Source organism: Cellulosimicrobium sp. KWT-B, assembly GCF_002127155.1.
GTDB lineage: Bacteria > Actinomycetota > Actinomycetes > Actinomycetales > Cellulomonadaceae > Cellulosimicrobium > Cellulosimicrobium funkei.
Genome location: NZ_NEDO01000001.1, coordinates 1,110,977 through 1,131,883, shown reverse-complemented (window position 1 = coordinate 1,131,883; position 20,907 = coordinate 1,110,977). Strand labels below are relative to the sequence as shown.

General features: G+C 75.1%; 17 protein-coding genes. 16 read left to right on the top strand and 1 reads right to left on the bottom strand.

Translation table 11 applies throughout. The annotated features are described in order from the left end of the window. Nucleotides 1-57: 57 nt before the first annotated feature. On the bottom strand, nucleotides 58-447 hold the full coding sequence (locus tag B9L22_RS04945) for a phage holin family protein (protein ID WP_021483630.1): 390 nt from the start codon (nucleotides 445-447) through the stop codon (nucleotides 58-60). 103 nt (nucleotides 448-550) lie between these two features. Between B9L22_RS04945 and hisC the strand changes: the two genes are divergently transcribed. From hisC to cobA, 16 genes are all read left to right on the top strand, one after another. After that, nucleotides 551-1,630 (top strand): histidinol-phosphate transaminase, encoded by a 1,080-nt coding sequence (gene hisC / locus B9L22_RS04940; protein ID WP_085386760.1) that lies wholly within the window; start codon nucleotides 551-553, stop codon nucleotides 1,628-1,630. A gap of 120 nt (nucleotides 1,631-1,750) precedes the next feature. Continuing rightward, nucleotides 1,751-2,041, top strand: coding sequence for a lactococcin 972 family bacteriocin (locus tag B9L22_RS04935; protein ID WP_086149405.1), 291 nt, complete (start codon nucleotides 1,751-1,753; stop codon nucleotides 2,039-2,041). A 60-nt stretch (nucleotides 2,042-2,101) separates the two neighbouring features. After that, nucleotides 2,102-4,147, top strand: coding sequence for a hypothetical protein (locus B9L22_RS04930; RefSeq protein ID WP_086149404.1), 2,046 nt, complete (start codon nucleotides 2,102-2,104; stop codon nucleotides 4,145-4,147). Nucleotides 4,148-4,157: 10 nt separating this feature from the next. Continuing rightward, the gene (locus B9L22_RS04925) at nucleotides 4,158-4,853 is read left to right on the top strand and encodes an ABC transporter ATP-binding protein (protein ID WP_228074665.1); all 696 of its coding nucleotides are present in this window, start codon (nucleotides 4,158-4,160) and stop codon (nucleotides 4,851-4,853) included. 57 nt (nucleotides 4,854-4,910) lie between these two features. Continuing rightward, nucleotides 4,911-5,177, top strand: coding sequence for a hypothetical protein (locus B9L22_RS04920; protein ID WP_021482356.1), 267 nt, complete (start codon nucleotides 4,911-4,913; stop codon nucleotides 5,175-5,177). 249 nt (nucleotides 5,178-5,426) lie between these two features. Continuing rightward, nucleotides 5,427-6,605, top strand: a complete 1,179-nt coding sequence (pdhA, locus tag B9L22_RS04915) for a pyruvate dehydrogenase (acetyl-transferring) E1 component subunit alpha (protein WP_198947230.1) — start codon at nucleotides 5,427-5,429, stop codon at nucleotides 6,603-6,605. Continuing rightward, the gene (locus B9L22_RS04910) at nucleotides 6,602-7,594 is read left to right on the top strand and encodes an alpha-ketoacid dehydrogenase subunit beta (RefSeq protein WP_043656580.1); all 993 of its coding nucleotides are present in this window, start codon (nucleotides 6,602-6,604) and stop codon (nucleotides 7,592-7,594) included. The genes pdhA and B9L22_RS04910 overlap by 4 nt, the downstream gene beginning before the upstream one ends. Nucleotides 7,595-7,648: 54 nt before the next feature. Next, nucleotides 7,649-9,166, top strand: a complete 1,518-nt coding sequence (locus B9L22_RS04905) for a dihydrolipoamide acetyltransferase family protein (RefSeq protein ID WP_086149402.1) — start codon at nucleotides 7,649-7,651, stop codon at nucleotides 9,164-9,166. A 132-nt stretch (nucleotides 9,167-9,298) separates the two neighbouring features. Next, nucleotides 9,299-9,802 (top strand): hypothetical protein, encoded by a 504-nt coding sequence (locus B9L22_RS04900; RefSeq protein WP_198947200.1) that lies wholly within the window; start codon nucleotides 9,299-9,301, stop codon nucleotides 9,800-9,802. Between the two features lie 85 nt (nucleotides 9,803-9,887). After that, on the top strand, nucleotides 9,888-10,589 hold the full coding sequence (locus B9L22_RS04895) for a DUF6766 family protein (protein WP_076403851.1): 702 nt from the start codon (nucleotides 9,888-9,890) through the stop codon (nucleotides 10,587-10,589). A gap of 145 nt (nucleotides 10,590-10,734) precedes the next feature. Beyond that, complete coding sequence (locus B9L22_RS04890; RefSeq protein ID WP_086149400.1) at nucleotides 10,735-12,195, top strand: MFS transporter; 1,461 nt, start codon at nucleotides 10,735-10,737, stop codon at nucleotides 12,193-12,195. 2 nt (nucleotides 12,196-12,197) lie between these two features. Further along, nucleotides 12,198-14,378: a molybdopterin oxidoreductase family protein gene (locus B9L22_RS04885; RefSeq protein WP_369824796.1), complete on the top strand. Its 2,181-nt coding sequence runs from the start codon at nucleotides 12,198-12,200 to the stop codon at nucleotides 14,376-14,378. Continuing rightward, nucleotides 14,375-16,111 (top strand): FAD-dependent oxidoreductase, encoded by a 1,737-nt coding sequence (locus B9L22_RS04880; RefSeq protein ID WP_086149398.1) that lies wholly within the window; start codon nucleotides 14,375-14,377, stop codon nucleotides 16,109-16,111. The genes B9L22_RS04885 and B9L22_RS04880 overlap by 4 nt, the downstream gene beginning before the upstream one ends. A gap of 335 nt (nucleotides 16,112-16,446) precedes the next feature. Continuing rightward, on the top strand, nucleotides 16,447-19,098 hold the full coding sequence (gene nirB, locus B9L22_RS04875) for a nitrite reductase large subunit NirB (protein WP_086149682.1): 2,652 nt from the start codon (nucleotides 16,447-16,449) through the stop codon (nucleotides 19,096-19,098). Next, nucleotides 19,095-19,535 carry a nitrite reductase small subunit NirD gene (gene nirD / locus B9L22_RS04870; RefSeq protein ID WP_086149397.1) on the top strand — a complete coding sequence of 147 codons (441 nt, stop codon included), beginning with the start codon at nucleotides 19,095-19,097 and terminating at the stop codon, nucleotides 19,533-19,535. Before nirB ends, nirD begins: the two co-directional genes overlap by 4 nt. Further along, nucleotides 19,532-20,893, top strand: coding sequence for a uroporphyrinogen-III C-methyltransferase (cobA, locus tag B9L22_RS04865; protein WP_086149396.1), 1,362 nt, complete (start codon nucleotides 19,532-19,534; stop codon nucleotides 20,891-20,893). The genes nirD and cobA overlap by 4 nt, the downstream gene beginning before the upstream one ends. Nucleotides 20,894-20,907: the final 14 nt, after the last annotated feature.

The following is a 20,907-nucleotide window of genomic DNA, read 5'->3' as shown; positions in this document are numbered from 1 at the left end:
TCCCCCGGCGGGCCGGTCGGGAGGGCGGGCGGCGGCGCGCGCGGTGGAGCGCTCGGGTCAGCGGTCCTGGGCCTTCGGCACGACGGCCGAGACGAGGAAGTTGATCACGGCGATGATGAGGGCCGCGAGCAGCGCCCACCAGAACCCGCCGATGATGCGGATGCCCCAGTCGGTCTGCTCGGTGATCCACGCGGTGAGCATGAGCATGAGCGCGTTGACGACGAGCGAGAACAGCCCCAGCGTGAGGATGTAGAGCGGGATCGAGAGGACCTGCACGATCGGCTTGATCACCGCGTTCACGAGCGAGTAGAGCAGCGCCACGACGAGGACGATCACGACCTTCCCGCCGGCCGTGTCGGAGCCGACGATCTGGAAGTGCTCGTCCATGAACAGGCTCGTGAGCCAGATCGCGAGACCGGTGATGAGGACGCGGACGACGAAGCTCATACCCGGCATCCTGCCATCCGGGCCGTCGTGCGGCACGGGCGCCGCGCGTGGCGCGCCGTCGTCCGCCACGGACCGCGGTGCACGAGTGGCATGATCGAGGACCGTGGCCCACGAACCCCGCGTCCCCCTGCGTCCTGCCGTCGCCGCCCTGCCGGCCTACGTCCCGGGGGCGCGCGTCGCCCCGGGTGCGGCGGCGTTCAAGCTCTCCTCGAACGAGAACCCGTACCCGCCCCTGCCCTCGGTCGTGGCGGCGATCGCCGACGCCGCGGCGGACGCGAACCGCTACCCGGACATGTACGCGACCGAGCTCACCGAGGCGCTCGCGGCGGACCTCGGGGTGGGGGCCGACGAGGTCGTCGTGGGCAACGGCTCGGTCGCGGTGCTCGCGCACGTCCTCCAGGCGGTCGTCGAGCCGGGCGACGAGGTCGTCTACCCGTGGCGCTCGTTCGAGGCGTACCCGATCGCGGTCGCCGTCGCGGGCGGCACGTCGGTGCGGGTTCCGCTCCGGACGGGGGAGCACCGCGGGCGCCTCGACCTGCCCGCGATGGCCGCGGCGGTCACCGAGCGCACGCGCGTCGTCATGGTGTGCACGCCCAACAACCCGACCGGTCCGGCGGTGCACCGCGACGAGCTCGAGACGTTCCTCGCGGCGGTGCCGTCGGACGTGCTCGTGGTGCTCGACGAGGCGTACCTCGAGTTCGTGCGCGACCCGGAGGCCCCCGACGGTCTCGCGGTGTACGCGCAGCACCCGAACGTCGTGCTGCTGCGCACGTTCTCCAAGGCGTACGGGCTCGCGGGCCTGCGCGTCGGGTACGCCGTCGCGCGTCCGCGCCTCGCGGCGGGCATCCGCGCCGTCTCCACGCCGTTCGGGGTCTCGCACGTGGCGCAGCGGGCCGCGATCGCGTCGCTCGGGGCGCGGGGCGAGCTCCTGCAGCGGGTCGAGCACCTCGTGGCGGACCGCACCCGCCTCGTCGAGGGTCTGCGCGACCAGGGCTGGTCCCTGCCCGAGTCGCAGGCGAACTTCGTGTGGTTCGACCTGGGGGAGCGCACGGCCCAGCGCGCCGAGGAGGCGCGTGCCGCCGGCGCGATCGTGCGCCCGTTCGCGGGCGAGGGCCTGCGCGTGAGCGTGGGCGAGCCCGAGGCGACCGACCTCTTCCTGCGCGTCAGCGCGACCTGGCTGTAGCCCCTCTTCGACGGCCCCTCTGCGTTCCGGTAACGGAACTTCCCCAGATCGACCTAACCCCTGGTGCTCGCGTCTCCGGATTGCTACTTTTACGTAGCAATCACTTCCGAAGGGGGAGATATGAGGTTTGGTCGAGTACTGACGACGGCGATGGTCGCCGGGGTCCTGGCCTTCACACCGGCGGCGGCGTTCGCCGGCTCGCAGCTCGTGGGCGGCGGGATCTGGAACTACGGGACCAGTGCGGGGGCGATCTACTCGCACTACCTGCACAACACCGAGTGCCACGGTGCGTCCGTGCACAACGGGAAGCTCTACCGGGTGACCAACATCAAGCCCGGGGTCTGGGCGAAGGTGCACGCCAAGGACTGGCCCATGCGCGTGGACCACGCCTACTGGCACAAGTGCGCGTAGCACGGACGCAGGGCAGGGGCGGCGCCGTGCCGCCCCTGCCCGGTCCGGCGCGGAGCCTCCATGCCGAACAGAAGCCTCAGCCTGGCCTACGCCCTCGCGGTGGTCGTCAGCCTCTTCCTCGCCTTCTTCACGGTGCAGGCGTACAGCGAGTTCGCGGTCCGCGGGTTCGACGCCCAGCTCCGCGTCGACTCCCTCGGCACGACCGCGTCGAGCGCCGAGGCGTACGGCACGATCGCGACCTTCGCGACCTCCCGCGACTGCACCGTCGCCAAGGTGACCTTCGACCTCACCGACGTCTCGACGCGGCACCTCTCGGTCCTCGGTGACGGCTCGGCCGACCCGGGCGGGCGGTGGCTCGACCGCGGCGTGGCCGACTTCAGCCGCGGCGTCACCACGCAGGTGCACCCCGGTGCCGAGCTCGGGGCCACGAGCCCGGTGGGCTCCTACGGGCTCTCGTGCGGCACGGCGGAGGCCGAGGCGCTGGCCGCCGCGCTGCGGGAGGCCGGGGTGACGGCGTCGGCCGACTCCTACCCGACGATCCTCTCGTGGCACCGCTACCTCGCGGGCACGCCGATCCCGGCGGGCTACGCCATCGCGGCGGTCGCCGTCGTGCTCCTCGCGGGGTGCGGCGCGCTCCTCAACGCCCGGGCGTACGCGGTCCAGCGCCTCCAGGGCGCGCCGTTCTCCAGCATCCTGCGGCGCGACCTCGACCCGATCGGCCGACGCCTCGCCCTCCACCTGGTTGTGGCCGCCGTCGTGTGCGCGATCGTGCTCGGCGCCTACAACGGGTTCGCGCAGGCGACGACGTTCCTCGGCCTGGCCGGCGCCGTCCTCGCCGGGCTGCTGCTCGTCACCGTGACCGCCCACGCCGTCTCGACGGCCGCCGCGCAGCGCATCCCGCTCGCGGCCGCGATCAAGGGCGAGTCCGTCGGGGCCTGGGTCGTCCCCGCCGCGTTCGGCGTGCGGTTCTGCGCCCTCGTCATCCTCGTCGCGTCGATCTTCTCCGCCGTGCACGCGGGCCAGCTCATCGCGGGCCAGCAGGCCGCCCGCTCCGCCTGGCAGAGCGCGGGCGGCGCGACCTCCGTGGGCGTCGGCGGCGACGACCAGGCCCGGGCGGGCGAGTTCGCGCAGCGCCTCGGCGAGGTCGTCGTGCGGGCGCTCGACGACCGCGAGGCGGTGCTCGCCGCGCGGCAGCCCGTCTCGGCGTTCGGCACGGTGACGGTCGCGCCCGAGGACCAGCAGGTCCTCCTCGTCAGCCCCTCGTACCTGGAGGAGCAGGACGTCCGCGACGCGACCGGGTCGCGGCTCGCCCCGGCGCCGGGGTCGTGCCTCACGATCCACCTGCCCGCCACGCTGCGGGCGGACCAGCAGGACGACGTCGTGGCCGCCGTCGGCTCGTGGGCGGACTACTTCGGTGCGACGTGCGCCGTCGAGCGCGGTGCGCCGCTCGCCGAGGGCAGCACGCTGTTCGACTACGGCAACGCCGCGGACCCGAGCGCGTCGCCGCTCGTGGACGAGCCGGTCGTGCTCGTCGTGGACCCGGCCTCGGAGGTCGTGAGCGCCGACGGGTACGGCGCGTACACCTCGACGGGGGACGTCGTCTTCCTCGACCCGGCGTACGTGCTGGAGGAGAGCCGCGCGGCGGGCATCCGCGACTACGTCCTGTCGGTCACGCCGATCGCCGACGCCGCGGCCGAGGAGTACCAGAAGCTCGTCCGGAGCTTCCGGCTCGGGCTCGCGAACATCGCGGCGGCGGCCGGCGTCGTGCTCCTCACCGCGGTCGTGGTGTCGAGCGCGTACACGCGGCGGTACGCGCAGAGCGTGTTCGTCCGCTACATCGCGGGGTGGTCGTTCGCCGCGCGGTACCGCGCGGCGTTCCTCGCCGAGGCCGCCTCGGCGGTGCTGCTCGTCGCGTACGTGGCGGCGAACCCGCCGCGCACGCCGCCGGCCCTCGGCGCCGTCGTCGCGGCCGCCGCACCGCGGCTGCTCGGGGGAGCGGAGCCGCTCGTCGCGGTGGCGGTGTGCCTCGTGTCGTCCGCCCTGCTGGTGACCGCGCTCGCGGTGGCCCAGCGCAGGCTCCTGCGGACGCGATCCAGTGACAGCTGAACGAAGGGGGATGGCGATGATCGAGGTCGTGGGTGCGGCCAAGTTCTACGGGGCGCGGACGGTCTGGACGGGCCTCACGCTGAGCGTGGAGGCGGGCTCGATGGCGGGCCTCGTGGGATCGAGCGGCTCGGGGAAGACGACGCTGCTCAACTGCGTGGGCCTGCTCGACCGGCTGGACGCGGGGACGCTGTTCGTGGACGGCCGCGACGTCACCGCACTGAGCCCGCACGGGCGGCGCCTGTTCCGACGGGACGAGCTCGGGTACCTGTTCCAGAACTACGCGCTCATCGACAACGCGACGGTCGCGGCGAACCTCGACGTCGCGTTCGTGAGCCGGGGCGTCCGGCGGGCGGACCGCGCGCGCCGGCGCGAGGAGGTGCTCGAGCGCGTGGGGCTCGGCGGCTACGAGCGCGCGGCCGTCTACGAGCTGTCGGGCGGCGAGCAGCAGCGCGTCGCCGTGGCGCGGCTGCTCCTCAAGCGGCCGCGCGTCGTGCTCGCCGACGAACCCACGGGGGCGCTCGACGAGGGGAACGCCGACGCGATCGTCGGGCTCCTGCGCGAGCTCGCGGACGAGGGACGTGCCGTGGTCGTCGCGACGCACAACCCGCGCGTCGAGCAGGCCTGCGACACCGTCCTCGAGCTCGGCGCCTCGACCCAGCACGTGGCCCGCGCGCTCGTCGGCGCGGACGACGACGGCACGCCGTAGCGGGCAAGCGACGGCGGCGCGGTTGCCGGGTCCTGGTCACGCGAGAAGACTCGCGGCATGGACAACCAGGAGTACGACCAGTTCGTCGACGACTACGGCTGGCTCTTCGGGGGCGCGGCCCTGGTCGTCTACATCGCGGTGGCGGTGATCTTCTTCATCGCCTACGTCCGGATCATCCAGAAGGCCGGCTACTCCGGCTGGTGGGTGCTCGTGGGCCTCGTGCCGATCCTCAACGTCGTCATGTTCCTCGTGTTCGCGTTCTCGCGCTGGCCGGTCCTGCGCGAGCGCGACGCGCTGCGCTCGGGCGGCGTCTACCCGCGGTAGGGGCAGCCCTCCCGGGGCCGGGGGTGCGCCGGTGGGGGTTGGAGGTTCTCTACAGCCTGCCGTGACGGACGTTGGGCGACACGTCGGAGGCGCTACCTACGGGGTCGTAGCCTACGCTTGCGTAGGCTACGGAGACGTAGGTTCCGACGGCGCCCTCTATCGGGCGCCTCCTGCCCCCGAGCGGGCCGGCCGCACGGCCGGGCCGCACCGAAGGAGAGTCGCGTGACCGAGAACGACGCGAGAACCGGCGTGCGGGACGCTGCGAGCACGCACCCCGACCTCCCCGACGTCGCGGGCGGTCCCGACGACGCACCCCTGCTCCAGCTCGTGACGCCCGCCGGCGCCCGCGTCACGACCCCGGAGACCGACGGCTACCGCGAGCGCGTCGCCCACCTCGACGCCGCGGCGCTGCGCGGTCTCTACCGCGACATGGTGCTCACGCGCCGCTTCGACGACGAGGCGACGTCGCTCCAGCGCCAGGGCGAGCTCGGCCTGTTCGCGCAGGCGAAGGGCCAGGAGGCCGCGCAGATCGGCTCCGGCCGCGCGCTCGCCCCCCAGGACTACGTCTTCCCGTCGTACCGCGAGCACGGCGTCTCGCACGTGCGCGGCATCGACCCGACGGCACGCCTGCGCCTCTTCCGCGGCGTGGACCACGGCGGGTGGGACCCGACGGCGCACAACGTCCACCTGTACACGCTCGTCATCGGGTCGCACGCGCTGCACGCCACGGGGTACGCCATGGGCGTCCAGCGCGACGGCCTCGTCGGGTCGGGCGACCCGGAGCGCGACGCGGCCGTCGTCACGTACTTCGGCGACGGCGCGACGTCGCAGGGCGACGTCAACGAGGCGCTCGTCTTCGCGGCCGTGAACAACGCGCCGGTCGTGTTCTTCTGCCAGAACAACCAGTGGGCGATCTCGGAGCCGACGACCCGGCAGACCCGCGTGCCGCTCTACCGCCGCGGCGGCGGGTTCGGCATCCCCAGCGTGCGGGTCGACGGCAACGACGTGCTCGCGTGCTACGCCGTGACCGCGGAGGCGCTCGAGCGCGCCCGCTCCGGCGGCGGCCCGACGTTCGTCGAGGCGTTCACCTACCGCATGGGCGCGCACACGACGTCCGACGACCCGACGAAGTACCGGTCGCGCGCCCAGGAGGACTACTGGCGCCGCCGGGACCCGATCGACCGGCTGGAGAACCTGCTCCGCGCCGAGGACGCGTGGGACGACGCGTTCGCCGCCGACCTGACCGCCGAGGCCGACGCGCTGGGCGAGCGGCTGCGCGAGGAGGTCCGTGCGCTCGCCGCACCGGACCCGTCGAGCATGTTCGACCACGTCTACGCGACCCCGAACGCCGTGGTCGAGCGCGAGAAGGCGTGGTTCGCCGACTACCAGCAGTCCTTCGAGGAGCCGACCGCGGAGGTGGCGCGATGAGCGACAGCAAGACCCTGACCCTGGCCCGCGCCATCAACGAGGGGCTGCGCCGGTCGCTGGAGAACGACCCCAAGGTCCTGCTCATGGGCGAGGACATCGGCGCGCTCGGCGGCGTCTTCCGCGTGACGGACGGCCTGCAGAAGGACTTCGGCGAGGACCGTGTCGTCGACACGCCGCTCGCGGAGTCCGGCATCCTCGGCACCGCCATCGGTCTCGCGCTGCGCGGCTACCGGCCGGTGTGCGAGATCCAGTTCGACGGGTTCATCTTCCCCGCGTACGACCAGATCACGACGCAGCTCGCGAAGATGGGCTACCGCTCGGGCGGGAAGCTCCAGGTGCCCGTCGTGATCCGCGTGCCGTACGGCGGCGGGATCGGTGCGGTCGAGCACCACAGCGAGAGCCCCGAGGCGCTGTTCGCGCACACGGCCGGCCTGCGCGTCGTGTCGCCGTCCACGCCGCAGGACGCGTACACGATGATCCAGGAGGCCGTCGCCTCGCCGGACCCGGTGCTCTTCTTCGAGCCCAAGGGCCGCTACTGGGAGAAGGGGCCGGTCGACGTCGCGGGTCGCGGCGAGGGCGCGACCGTGCTCGACCGGGCGCGCGTCGTCCGCCCCGGCACGGACCTCACGCTCGTCGCCTACGGTCCGACCGTCGCGACCGCGCTCCGCGTCGCCGCGGCGGCCGAGCAGGAGGGCCGCAGCATCGAGGTCGTGGACCTGCGCAGCATCTCGCCGCTCGACACCGCGACCGTCGTCGAGTCCGTCCGCCGGACGGGACGCTGCGTCGTCGTGCACGAGGCCCCGACCTACCTCGGCTCGGGCGCCGAGGTCGCGGCCCGCGTGACCGAGGAGTGCTTCTACTCGCTCGAGGCGCCCGTGCTGCGCGTCGGCGGCTTCCACACGCCGTACCCCGTCGCGAAGATCGAGCACGACTACCTGCCGAGCCTCGACCGCGTGCTCGACGCCGTCGACCGCGCGTTCGCGTTCTGACGCGACCGTAGCGACCTCGACAGCGCCGACCGGGACCACCAGGAGGACCACGCAGTGCCCACCTTCGAGAAGTTCAACCTCCCCGACGCGGGCGAGGGCCTCACCGAGGCCGAGATCGTGCACTGGCACGTCGCCGTCGGCGACACCGTCACGGTCAACCAGACGATCGTCGAGATCGAGACGGCGAAGTCGCTCGTCGAGCTGCCGTCGCCGTACACGGGCGTCGTCACGGAGATCCTCACGCCCGAGGGCACGACGGTCGAGGTCGGCGTGCCGATCATCGTCGTGGACACCGACCCGGGCGGCACCGCCCCGGCGCCGACCGCACCGGCCGGCGTCGTGCCCGACGGCGCGGACGCGCCCGCAGCGGCCGCGTCGCCGCAGGCGGGCACCGGTGACGCGACGCCCGCCGCGAGCGAGGGCTCCGGCTCGGTGCTCGTCGGGTACGGCACCGTCGAGCCGGGCACTGCCCGACGGCGTCGCCGCGCGGCCGAGCCCGCCGTCGCAGCGCCCGCGGCCGAGCCCGCCGTCGCAGCGCCCGCGACCGACCGCCCCGGCCCGGCGACCCCGGACCGGACGGCCCCGGCGGCGAGCACCGCGCCGTCAACCCCGGCCCCGGCCCCCGCCCCGCGGGGGAGCGCGCCGACCGCCGTCGGGCACGCGACCCTGCCGGTGCTGGCCAAGCCGCCCGTGCGCAAGCTCGCGAAGGACCTGGGCGTCGACCTGGCGAGCGTCGCGGGCACCGGCCCGGGCGGGATCGTCACGCGCGAGGACGTGCAGGCCTACCACGAGCAGGCGAAGGCGCAGCCGCTCGCGACGTACGCCGACGACGACCAGCCGTGGCTCGCGACGGGCGCCGTCACGGCCGACGGCCGCCAGACGCGCGTGCCCGTGAAGTCGGTGCGCAAGCGCACGGCCGAGGCGATGGTCACGAGCGCGTTCACCGCCCCCCACGTGACGGTGTTCCACACGGTCGACGTCACGCGCACCATGAAGCTCGTCCGCACCCTGCGGGAGGACCGCGAGTTCGCGGACGTGCGCGTCACGCCCCTGCTCGTCACCGCCAAGGCGCTGCTCCTCGCGGTGCGCCGCCACCCGGAGATCAACGCGAGCTGGGACGACGCCGCGCAGGAGATCGTCTACAAGCACTACGTGAACCTGGGGATCGCGGCGGCGACGCCGCGCGGGCTCGTCGTGCCGAACATCAAGGACGCGCACCGTCTCGACCTGCACGGCCTCGCCGGTGGGATCGCGGACCTCACCGCGACCGCGCGGGCCGGGCGCACGTCGCCCACCGACATGTCCGACGGCACGATCACGATCACCAACGTCGGGGTGTTCGGCATCGACACGGGGACGCCCATCCTCAACCCCGGCGAGGCCGCGATCCTCGCGTTCGGCGCGATCCGCGAGCAGCCCTGGGTCCACAAGGGGAAGATCCGCAAGCGCTGGGTCACGCAGCTCGCGCTGAGCTTCGACCACCGCCTCGTCGACGGCGAGCTCGGCGCGCGCGTGCTGGCCGACGTCGCGCGGATCCTCGAGGACCCGGCGCGCGGTCTCGTCTGGGGCTGAGCCCACCGGTCGGCACGCGGGACGCGCGTCGGCACTCGTTGCGCCGCTCGGCACCTCGAGGTGCCGAGCGGGCGCGCTCCGTGCCGAACCGTGCCCGGGCCACTGCTTGCGAGCGCACCCAGAACCGCGAGCATGAGGCTCAGCGCCGGCGACACGGTCGGCGCGGCGTCGCCACGGGAGGGTCGTGTGCTCGGGAGTGCTGGTCGGCGGTCACGGACGGGTCCGGGCGTCGGGCTCGCGGCCCTCGCGCTCGTGACCGCCACGCTCGCGGGGTGCGCGGGACCCGGCGCGGCGGAGGCGCAGGACGTCGTCGAGGACCTCGCGGGCGCGCTCGCCGCGGGGGACGGTGACGCGGCGTGCGCCCTGATCCTGCCCGACGCCGCCGACGCGCTCGCCGCCGACGAGGGCGAGCCGTGCGCGGACGTCGTCACCGCGACCGACGGCCCCCTCGCCGGGCTGGCCGCGGCCGGACCCGACGTCGTCGTCGAGGACGTCCACGTCGCGGGGCGTCAGGCGCAGGTCGTCACGGCGACGGACACCGTCTTCCTCGCGCTCTCCGGCGACGCGTGGGTGGTCACCGCGGCGGGCTGCACGCCCCGCGACGACCGCCCCTACGACTGCGAGGTGGAGGCATGAGGGTCCCACGGCTGATGTTCTGGGCGACGCTCGTGCTCGTCGTCGCGGGCCTGGCGGTCACGTTCGTGCTGGCGGCGGTGCACCGATGAGCGCCGGCAGCGGGAAGGGCGGCGTCCTCGGCGGCCTGCGCGCGAGCTCGCTGAGCCTGTTCTTCGCGCTCGCGTTCCTCGCGTCGCTCGTCGCGCAGGCCGTGAGCGGCGTCGCCGTCTTCAACACCGACCAGCGGGCGGCGGGCCTCGACCCGGTGACGTTCGGCCAGTACGTGCTGTCGTCGGCGTTCTGGGTCGACGTCACGGAGAACTGGCAGTCCGAGTACCTGCAGTTCCTCCTCTTCATCACCGCGACGGTGTGGTTCGTGCAGCGGGGCTCGCCCGAGTCGAAGAAGCTCGACCAGGCGGGCCGCGAGTCCGACGAGGACCAGAAGGTCGGCGAGCACGCGACCGCCGACTCCCCGGCGTGGGCCCGCGCCCGGGGCTGGCGGCTCGCCGTCTACTCGCGCTCCCTGTCGCTCGTCATGGGCGCGATCTTCCTCGGGTCGTGGGCCGCGCAGTCGGCGGCGGGCGCGGTCGCGTTCAGCGAGGAGCAGCTGCGCGACCTCCAGGACCCCGTGCCGTGGACGGAGTACCTGTCCATGCCGGACTTCTGGAGCCGCACGTTCCAGAACTGGCAGTCCGAGATGCTGGCCGTCCTCAGCATGGTCGTCCTCGCGATCTACCTGCGCGAGCGCGGGTCGCCCGAGTCCAAGCCGGTGGGCTCGTCCCACGAGGCGACCGGCGTCGAGGGCTGACGGCGACCGCACGGACGGCCGCTCACAGCGGCCGCCGAGCGGGTGTGCGGAAGACCTCACACGGGCTTAACGGGGGTCGCGCGCGGGGGAAACACGGCGTTCCTAGCGTCCTGGTCACTGACCGGGACCTGCTGAAGGAGCCGCCATGTCCGCGCCCACGAGCCCCACCACCCACGAGGGTGAGCAGTCCGCAGCCCGCCCGTCCGGCGTCGTGCCCGCGACGCCGCCCGCCCCGGGACTCGCCCCGGCACCACCCAGGACGCCGCACCGCCGCTCCGGGCGGTGGATCGACCGCTGGGACCCGGAGGACCCGACGTTCTGGCGCGACGGCGGCCGCCGGGTCGCGACCCGCAACCTGGGGATCTCGGTGTTCGCGGAGTTCCTCGGCTTCGCGGTCTGGGCGCTGTGGTCGATCGTCGTGCCGCAGCTCCCTGCCGCCGGGTTCACCTTCACCGTGGACCAGCAGTTCTGGCTCATCGCCGTGCCGAGCCTCGTCGGAGCGACGCTGCGCATCCCCTACACGTTCGCCGTGCCCCTGTTCGGCGGGCGCAACTGGACGGTCGTGTCCGCCCTCCTCCTGCTGCTCCCGACGGCGGCGCTCGCGGTCGTCGTGCAGGACCCCGGCACGTCGTTCGGCGTGATGCTGGCCGTCGCGGCGCTCGCCGGCTTCGGCGGCGGCAACTTCGCGTCCTCGATGGCGAACATCTCGTTCTTCTACCCGGAGCGGGAGAAGGGCAAGGCGCTGGGCCTCAACGCCGCGGGCGGCAACCTGGGGACGGCGGTCGTGCAGCTCGCGGTGCCGCTCGTCATCGTCGCCGGGGCGGGTGTCGCGCTCGAGCGCGCGGGCCTCATGATGATCCCGTTCATCCTGCTCGCGGCGTTCCTCGCGTGGCGGTTCATGGACAACCTCGCCACGGCGAAGGCGGACCCGCGGTCGTTCGCCGTCGCGACGCGGAACCGGCACACGTGGATCATCTCGTTCCTCTACATCGGGACGTTCGGGTCGTTCATCGGCTACGCCGGTGCGTTCCCGACGCTCCTCGCGGGCCAGTTCCCCGAGGTCACGCTCTCGATCGCGTTCCTCGGCGCGCTGGTCGGCTCGGTGTCCCGGCCGCTGGGCGGCATCGTCGCGGACCGCCTGGGCGGCGCGCGCGTGACGATCGCGTCGTACGGGGTCATGGCGCTCGGCGCGGTCGGCGCGATCCGGGCGCTGGAGACGCACAGCTTCGGCCTCTTCTTCGCGTCGTTCCTCGTCCTGTTCGTCGCGACGGGCGTCGGCAACGGCTCGACCTACCGGATGATCCCGGCCGTCTTCCAGGCGAGCGCGGCCCGCGACCTCGACGGCCCGACGGCGAGCGACCCCGCGGCTCTGGCCGCAGCCCGGGTCCGCGCCCGCCAGGCCGCGGCCGGGTGCATCGGGATCGCGGGCGCCGTCGGCGCGTTCGGCGGGTTCCTCATCCCGCGCGGGTTCGCCGCGTCGACGAGCCTCTCGGGCTCGCTCGTCCCCGCCCTGTGGACGTTCGTGGGGATGTACGCGGTGATGGCGGTCGTCGCGTGGGCGGTCTACCTGCGCAAGGGCTCGGCCCTCGCGACGGCCGGGATCTGAGCGTGGACACGCACTGCCCCTACTGCGCGCTGCAGTGCGGCATGACGCTCACCCCCGCGCGCGGCCCGCTGCCGGTCGCGGTCGCCCCGCGCGACTTCCCGACCAACCGGGGCGGGCTGTGCCAGAAGGGCTGGACGAGCGCCACGGTCCTGCGCGCACCCGACCGGTTGACGAGCCCGCTCCTGCGCGGGCCCGACGGCGAGCTCCGGCCCGCCCCGTGGGACGAGGCCCTCGACGTGGTCGCGGCCGGGATCGAGCGGGTCCAGGCCGCGCACGGCCGCGACGCCGTCGCGGTGTTCGGGGGCGGCGGCCTGACGAACGAGAAGGCGTACGCGCTCGGGAAGTTCGCGCGCACGGTGCTGCGGACCGCGAACATCGACTACAACGGGCGGTTCTGCATGGCGTCCGCCGCGGCGGGGGCGAACCGCGCGTTCGGCGCCGACCGCGGGCTCCCGTTCCCGCTCGCCGACCTCGGCGGCGCGGACGCCGTGCTGCTGCTCGGGTCGAACGTCGCCGAGACGATGCCGCCGTCCGTCCAGCACCTCGCCGGCGTGCGGGCACGGGGCGGGCTCGTCGTCGTGGAGCCGCGCCGCAGCGCGACGGCGGCGCTCACGGGGGAGGCGGGGGACGCCGTCGGGCAGGGGGTGCACCTGCAGCCGGTCCCGGGCACCGACCTCGTGGTGCTGCTCGCGCTGCTGCACGTCGTGGTCGCGGAGGGGCTCGCGGACACGGCGTACCTCGACGCGCGCACGACCGGGTTCGACGACGTCCGCCGGTCCGTCGCCGGGTGGTGGCCCGAGCGCGCGGAGACGGTGTGCGGGGTGCCGGCGGGACGGCTGCGGCACGTCGCCCGGCTGCTCGCGGCGGCGTCGCCCGTCCACGGGGGTGCGGGTGCGTACGTGCTCACGGGCCGCGGCGTCGAGCAGTCCGCGCAGGGCACGGCGACCGTGACCGCGGCGATCGACCTCGCGCTCGCCCTCGGCCTGCCCGGCCGCGTGGGGTCCGGGTACGGCGCGATCACCGGCCAGGGCAACGGGCAGGGCGGACGCGAGCACGGGCAGAAGGCGGACCAGCTCCCCGGGTACCGCAGGATCGACGACCCGGCGGCCCGCGCGCACGTCGCCGCGGTGTGGGGCGTCGACCCGGCGACGCTCCCCGGTCCTGGGATGCCCGCCGTCGAGCTCCTGCGGTCTCTCGGCGCGCGGCCCGGACCAGGCGGTGCGACCACGACCTACGCCGAGGACGGGCGCCCGCGCGCCTTGCTCGTGCACGGGTCGAACGTCGTGGTCAGCGCCCCGGACGCGGACCGGGTCGCGGCGAACCTGCGCGCGCTCGACCTGCTCGTCGTGTGCGACCTCGTGCCGTCGGAGACGGCGCTGCTCGCGGACGTCGTGCTGCCCGTGACGCAGTGGGCCGAGGAGGAGGGCACCATGACGTCGCTCGAGGGACGCGTGATCCGACGGCGCCGCGCGGTCGACGCGCCGGGCGAGGCACGGTCGGAGCTGTGGATCCTGGCGGAGCTCGCGCGTCGGCTGGGATCGCCGGTCTCCTTCCCGACCGACCCGGCCGTCGTCTTCGACGAGCTCGCGCGCGCGTCCGCGGGCGGCGTCGCGGACTACGCCGGGCTCAGCCACGCGCGCCTCGACGCGGACGAGGCGGACGGCGGCCCGGGCCTGCACTGGCCGGTGCCGTCCCCCGGCCACCCGGGCACCCCGCGGATGTTCCTCGACCGGTTCCCGACGCCGGACGGACGTGCCCGCCTGGTCGCGGTCGACCACACGGGCCCGAGCGACGACGTGCGGCCCGACGCGCCGCTCTACCTCGTCACGGGCCGCGTGCTCCAGCACTACCAGTCGGGCGCGCAGACCCGGCGCGTGCCGGAGCTCGACCGCCTCGTCCCGGAGCCGTTCGTCGAGGTCCACCCGGTCCTGGGCACGCGCCTCGGCATCGACGACGGAGACCGGGCGCGCCTCACGACCGCGCGCGGCGCGATCGAGGCGGTCGTGCGGTGGACGGACCGCGTCCGGCCGGACACGGTCTTCATGCCCTTCCACTGGGGCGGCGAGGGCAGCGTCAACCGCGTGACGACCGACGCGACCGACCCCGTCTCCGGGATGCCGGAGTTCAAGGTCTGCGCCGTGGACGTGCGACGCGCCCTTGCGCTCCAGGAGGTCGGGGGATGACGCGCGTCGTCGTGGTCGGTCACGGCATGGTCGGGTCGCGGTTCGCGGGCGACCTCGCGGCGCGGTGCGGCGCCTCCGGGGGTTCGGCGGGCGTCGAGGTCACCGTGCTCGGCGCGGAGGAGCACGAGCCGTACAACCGGGTGCTGCTCAGCGAGGTCGTCGCGGGCCGGGCCGACGTCGCGACGATCGCCCTGCCTGTCGCGGACGACGCGCGCGTCACGGTCCGGCGGGGCACCGAGGCCCTCGCGATCGACCGGGCGTCGCGCCGCGTCCTCACGGGCGAGGGTGCCTACCCGTACGACGTCGTCGTGCTCGCGACGGGCGCCGCCGCGCGCGTCCCCGAGGTGCCCGGTCTCACCGGCCTGCCCGGCGGCCTGCCGCGCGGCGCGCACGTCCTGCGCACGCTCGACGACGCACGCGCGATCGTCGCGAGGTCGCTCGACGCGCGGCACGCCGTCGTCGTGGGGGCGGGCGTCCTCGGCCTGGAGGTCGCGTGCGGGCTCGCGCGTCGCGGCGTCGCCGTGAGCCTCGTGCACGGCGGCGCGAGCGTGATGGACCGCCAGCTCGACCGTGCGGCGGGCGGCGTCGTCGCGCGCGGTCTCGCCGGCCTCGGGGTGCGCGCCTGGACCTCAGCCCGGACCGAGCGCGTGGTCGTGGCCGGCGGCAGCGTGCGGGGCGTGACGCTCCGCGTGCCCGACGGCGGCCCGCACGACCCCGCGGCGGGCGGCCCGGGCGCGGCCCGGGGAGCGCCGGACGGTGTGCGTCGCGTCGACCTCGACGCCGACCTCGTCGTGCTCGCGTGCGGCACCGTGCCCGAGGCCGGGCTCGCGCGGGCGGCGGGGCTCACGGTCGACCGGGGGGTCGTCGTCGGGCCCGACCTCGCCAGCCCGGACGACCCGCGCGTGTTCGCGATCGGCGACTGCGCCCAGCCGTCCGAGGGCGGCACCGGGCTGATCGCCCAGGGGTGGGACCAGGCGCGCCGGCTCGCGCAGCACCTGGCGGAGCGGCTCGCCGCCGGGGCCGACGGCGCGGGGAGGCCGGGCGCCGCGCAGGGGGCCGCGCCCGACCGGCGGCGTGCGCGCCGAGGACCGGCCGCCGACCGGCCGAGCGTGGCGCTGCGGCTCGCCACGGACGTCGTCGCGCGCCCGCTCGAGCCGACGACCGACTCCGGCGTCGGCACGCGCGCGACCGCCGGGACCGACGTCGTGCGGGTCAAGGCGGCGGGGCTCGAGATCGTGACGATGGGCGTGTGCGGCGAGCGTCGTGCGCCCGACGCGGCGCACCGGTCCGTGACGCTGAGCGACCCGGCGGCGGGGCGGCACGTCGAGGTCGTCGTCGCGGACGGGCTGCTCGTCGGCGCGACGTGCGTCGGCGCGCCCGAGGTGGGCGCCGACCTCGCCGCCGCGTACACGCGCCGCGTCCCCGTGCCCGTCGACCCGGCCCACCTGCTGCTGCGCCCGGTCGCGCAGGCGCCCGCCCCGGCGTCGTCCCCGACGCTCATGCCCGACCGCACGACCGTGTGCACGTGCAACGGCGTGACCAAGGGCGACGTCGTGGGCTGCTGGCACGACGGCGCCCGGAGCGTCGACGACGTCGCACGGGCGACGCGCGCGACGACGGGCTGCGGCGGGTGCAAGGACGTCGTGTGCGGCCTGGTCGACTGGCTCGCGCAGACCGACCCGGAGCAGCCTCAGGCCGACGGCGCACGGGCGAGCGTCGGCCTCGGCGCGTGAGGTCGGCAAGCCCTGCCGAGATCGGCAGTCGCGATCGCCGATCTCGACACGACCTGCCGGTCTCGCACCGCTCCGCCGACCTCACACGGCGGCGTCCGGCCGGGTGAGAACACCGTTACGGACGGGCAACGGGCGGGGCACGGTCGCGAAACCGCCCGTCCGTAGCGTCGTCAGCACCATCCCCGGGGGCCTCTCCTCGCTCTCGTCGGACCCCGCGGACGGTGACCGATCCGCCCCGACGCCCCCAGGAGCCCGCCGTGACCGGACCTGAGACCGATCCCGCCCCCGCCCCGGCCCTCGGTGCGCCCCGGCACCTCGTCGTCGTCGGCGGCGGCATGGTGGCGCAGCGGCTCGTCGAGGCGTTGCGCGCGCGCGACGCCGACGGGACGTGGCGCGTCTCGCTCTTCGCCGAGGAGCCGCGCAAGCCGTACGACCGCGTCGCCCTGACGAGCTACTTCTCGGCGCGCGACGCCGAGGAGCTCACGCTCGGCGACCCTGCCCTGTGGGACGACCCGCTGGTCACGCTGCACCGCGACTGCGCGGTGACGTCGATCGACCGCGAGGCGCAGACCGTCACCGACCGGCTCGGGCGCGTGCACGCCTACGACGAGCTCGTCCTCGCGACCGGTTCGAACGCCGCGCGCCCCCCGATCCCCGGCAACGAGCTGCCCGGCGTGTTCGTCTACCGCACGATCGACGACGTCGCGGCACTGCGCGGCTGGGTCGAGGAGAAGCGGCGCGACGCCACGACCGAGGGTGGCTGGGAGCGCCCGGTGCGCGGCGCCGTCATCGGCGGCGGACTCCTGGGCCTCGAGGCCGCGGGCGCGCTCAAGGCCCTCGGGGCGCAGGCCACGGTCGTCCAGTTCGGCACGCACCTGATGGACGCGCAGATCGACCTGGGCGGCGGCGAGGCCCTCAAGCGCCTCATCAACGGCATGGGCATCGCGGTCCGGTGCGACACCGGGACCAAGGAGCTGAGGGTCTCCCGCAAGACCGGGCACGTGGGCCGGCTCGACTTCGCCGACGGCGGCCGGCTCGACGTCGACGTCGTGGTCCTCGCGACGGGCGTGCGGCCGCGCGACGAGCTCGCGCGCGCGGCGGGGCTCGCGGTCGGGGAGCGCGGTGGCGCCGTCGTGGACCTCGCGTGCCGCACCGAGGACGAGCACGTGTGGGCGGTCGGCGAGGTCGCGTGCCTCGAGGGCCGGTGCCTCGGCCTGGTCGCGCCGGGCTACGCCATGGCGGAGGTCGTCGTGGACCGCCTGCTCGGCGGCGAGGCGACGTTCCCCGGCGCGGACACGGCGACCAAGCTCAAGCTCCAGGGGGTCGACGTCGCGAGCTTCGGCGACGCGCACGGCCGCACCGAGGGCGCGATGGAGCTCGTCTGGGCCGACCCGGTCGCGGGCGTCTACAAGAAGCTCGTCCTGTCCGACGACGCGCGCACGCTCCTGGGCGGCGTGTTCGTGGGCGACGCCGCGCCGTACGCGTCGCTGCGGCCGATGCTGGGCACGGAGCTCCCCGGCGACCCGGGGCTGTTCCTGCTCCCCGAGGGGTCCGGCGGCGGGGCGCCGGCCCTCGAGCTCCCCGACGACGCCACGGTCTGCTCGTGCAACAACGTCGGCGCGGGCACGATCCGGGGCGCGGTCACCGAGCACGGCTGCACCGACCTCGCGGGCGTCAAGGCGTGCACGCGCGCGGGGACGAGCTGCGGGTCGTGCCTGCCGCTCGTCAAGAAGATCACGACGACGGAGCTCGCCCGGGCCGGCGTCGAGGTCTCGAACGCGCTGTGCGAGCACTTCGACCTCTCGCGCGCGCAGCTCTTCGACGCGGTGCGCGTCGCGGACCTGCACGCGTTCAGCGAGATCGTCGCGCGGTTCGGCCGGGTGCCCGAGCCGGTCACCGACACGCAGGGTGCCGTGCTGGTGCGCGACGCCGGGCGCGGCTGCGACATCTGCAAGCCCACGATCGCGTCGATCCTCGCGTCGCTCGGCAACGGTCACGTCCTCGACGGCGAGCAGGCGACGCTGCAGGACACGAACGACCACGTCCTGGCGAACATGCAGAAGGACGGCACGTACTCGGTGGTCCCGCGCATCCCCGGCGGCGAGATCACGCCCGACGGGCTGCTCGTCATCGGGCAGGTCGCCAAGGACTTCGGGCTCTACACGAAGATCACGGGCGGCCAGCGCATCGACATGTTCGGGGCGCGCATCGAGCAGCTCCCGCACATCTGGCGCCGGCTCGTGGAGCACGGGTTCGAGTCCGGACACGCGTACGGCAAGTCGCTGCGCACGGTGAAGTCGTGCGTCGGGTCCACGTGGTGCCGGTTCGGCGTGCAGGACTCGGTGGGCATGGCCGTCGAGCTCGAGCTCCGGTACCGCGGCCTGCGCTCGCCGCACAAGATCAAGCTCGGCGTCTCGGGGTGCGCGCGCGAGTGCGCCGAGGCGCGCGGCAAGGACGTCGGCGTCATCGCGACGGACAAGGGCTGGAACGTGTACGTCGGCGGCAACGGCGGGTTCACGCCCCGGCACGCGCAGCTCCTCGCCGAGGACCTGGACGACGAGGCGCTCGTCCGCACCATCGACCGCTTCCTCATGTACTACGTCCGGACGGCCGACCGCCTGCAGCGCACGGCCGCGTGGGTCGAGGACCACGAAGGCGGTCTCGACGCGATCCGCGAGGTGGTCGTCGAGGACTCGCTCGGCATCGGTGCCGACCTCGACGCCGCGATGGCCCGCCACGTCGGCGACTACGAGGACGAGTGGCGCGCCGTCCTCGACGACCCGGAGAAGCTGCGCCGCTTCGGCTCGTTCGTCAACGCGCCCGCCGAGCCCGACCCCGACCTCGCGTACGTCACCGAGCGCGGCCAGATCCGGCCCGCCAGGGCGGACGAGCGGGCCGCCCTCGAGGAGGCCCGCGCCGCGGGTCTCGCCACCGTCCCCGCCGGCCCCGTGGTGATCGCCGGCACGACCCTGGAGGTCCGTCGATGAGCGTCGTGCCAGCAGAGCAGGCCGCGTACCCCGTGGAGACGCCGACGTCGGACGCGGCGGGGTGGGAGCGCGTGTGCCTCCTGCGCGACCTCCTCGTCGAACGCGGCGCCGCCGCCCTCGTCGGCGGGGTGCAGGTCGCGTTGTTCCGCCTCCCGGACGACACCGTGCGCGTGGTCCAGCAGCGCGACCCGTACTCGGGCGCGAACGTCCTGTCGCGCGGCATCGTCGGCACGCGCGGGGGCGTGCCGACGGTCGCCGGCCCCATGTACAAGCAGGTCTTCGACCTCACGACCGGTCGCTGCCTCGAGACCGCCGGGTACGCGCCCGTCGAGGGCCTCGCGCCGGACCTGGCGACGTGGCCCGCCGAGGTGCGCGACGGCGTCGTGCACGTGGGCGTGCGCCCCCACGCCGCCGGGCCCGCGGACGGTGCGTCGTGACGACGCTCCTCGGGATCGACCTCGCCGGGCGCACGGTGCTCGTCGCGGGCGGCGGCCCCGTCGCGGCCCGTCGCGTGCGGGCGATGGCCGACGACGGCGCGCACGTCCGCGTCGTCGCCCCCCAGGTCTGCGAGGACCTGCGCGATCTCGTCGCCGCCTCGCTGCGCGTCCCGCTCCGGGCACCGTCACCCGCTGGGCTGCGGGCCGACGGCGAGGTCGCGCCGGGTGGTCGCGTCACCTGGGCGCCGCGCGACGTCCGCGAGTCCGACCTCGAGGACGCGTGGCTCGTGCTCGCGGTGACGGACGACTCGGGGACCAACCGGGACGTCGCTGCATGGGCCGCCGCGCGCCGCACCTGGTGCGTCAACGCCGGGGCCGCGCACGAGGGCACCGCGCGCACGCCCGCGACGACCCGCAGCGGCGACGTCCTCGTCGGGGTCGTCACGGACGCCCCCGCGGTCGGCGTGCCGGCGGACGTCCGGGAACGACGAGCGGCTGACGCTGCGGCCGAGCGGCGCGGTCCGGACCCGCGGCGGGCGCGCGCGGTACGCGACGCGATCGCCGACCACCTGCGCTCCGGCGGCGCCGACCAGCGCCACCACCGCCCTGCGCCGGGCGGCCTGGGGCGTGTGACGCTCGTCGGCGGAGGGCCCGGCGCGGTCGACCTGCTCACGGTCCGGGGCCGCCGGGCGCTCGCGGAGGCGGACGTCGTCGTCGCGGACCGGCTCGGACCGGTCGACGTGCTCGACGAGCTCGCGCCCGGCGTCGAGGTGATCGACGTCGGCAAGACGCCCGGCCACCACCCCGTGCCGCAGCACGAGATCAACGCGATCCTCGTCGAGCACGCGCAGCGCGGGCGGCACGTCGTGCGGCTCAAGGGCGGCGACCCGTTCGTCTACGGGCGCGGCGGCGAGGAGGTGCTCGCGTGCCGCGCGGCGGGCGTGCCGGTCGACGTCGTGCCGGGCGTGTCGAGCGCGCTGAGCGTCCCGGCGCTCGCGGGCATCCCGCTCACCCACCGGGGCACGGTCGCCGCGTTCCACGTGGTGAGCGGCCACGACGGGCTCGACGCCGCCGCGCTCGCCGGGGTGCGCGACCGCACGGCTACGCTGGTGGTCCTCATGGGTGTCTCGCAGCTCGCACGCATCACGGCCCAGGCCCTCGACGCCGGGGCCGACCCTGCGCTGCCCGTCGCGATCGTGGAGAACGGGTCGACGCCCCGCCAGCGCGTGACGCGTGCCCCGCTCGGCGAGATCGTGGAGCGCGCCGCCCAGGTCGGGGTCCGGGCCCCCGCGATCATCGTGGTGGGGGACGTCGCCGCCGCGGGACGGCTCGACCCGGACCCGGCGACGGTCGCGTGAGCGACTCCGGCCCC

What these genes read in the sequence shown, in the direction of transcription:
- B9L22_RS04945 (WP_021483630.1), bottom strand. Translation starts at nt 447, where the DNA reads ATGAGCTTCGTCGTCCGCGTCCTCATCACCGGTCTCGCGATCTGGCTC.
- B9L22_RS04935 (WP_086149405.1), top strand. Translation starts at nt 1,751, where the DNA reads ATGAGGTTTGGTCGAGTACTGACGACGGCGATGGTCGCCGGGGTCCTG.
- B9L22_RS04930 (WP_086149404.1), top strand. Translation starts at nt 2,102, where the DNA reads ATGCCGAACAGAAGCCTCAGCCTGGCCTACGCCCTCGCGGTGGTCGTC.
- B9L22_RS04925 (WP_228074665.1), top strand. Translation starts at nt 4,158, where the DNA reads ATGGCGATGATCGAGGTCGTGGGTGCGGCCAAGTTCTACGGGGCGCGG.
- B9L22_RS04920 (WP_021482356.1), top strand. Translation starts at nt 4,911, where the DNA reads ATGGACAACCAGGAGTACGACCAGTTCGTCGACGACTACGGCTGGCTC.
- B9L22_RS04910 (WP_043656580.1), top strand. Translation starts at nt 6,602, where the DNA reads ATGAGCGACAGCAAGACCCTGACCCTGGCCCGCGCCATCAACGAGGGG.
- B9L22_RS04900 (WP_198947200.1), top strand. Translation starts at nt 9,299, where the DNA reads ATGAGGCTCAGCGCCGGCGACACGGTCGGCGCGGCGTCGCCACGGGAG.
- B9L22_RS04895 (WP_076403851.1), top strand. Translation starts at nt 9,888, where the DNA reads ATGAGCGCCGGCAGCGGGAAGGGCGGCGTCCTCGGCGGCCTGCGCGCG.
- B9L22_RS04890 (WP_086149400.1), top strand. Translation starts at nt 10,735, where the DNA reads ATGTCCGCGCCCACGAGCCCCACCACCCACGAGGGTGAGCAGTCCGCA.
- B9L22_RS04880 (WP_086149398.1), top strand. Translation starts at nt 14,375, where the DNA reads ATGACGCGCGTCGTCGTGGTCGGTCACGGCATGGTCGGGTCGCGGTTC.
- nirB (WP_086149682.1), top strand. Translation starts at nt 16,447, where the DNA reads ATGGTGGCGCAGCGGCTCGTCGAGGCGTTGCGCGCGCGCGACGCCGAC.
- nirD (WP_086149397.1), top strand. Translation starts at nt 19,095, where the DNA reads ATGAGCGTCGTGCCAGCAGAGCAGGCCGCGTACCCCGTGGAGACGCCG.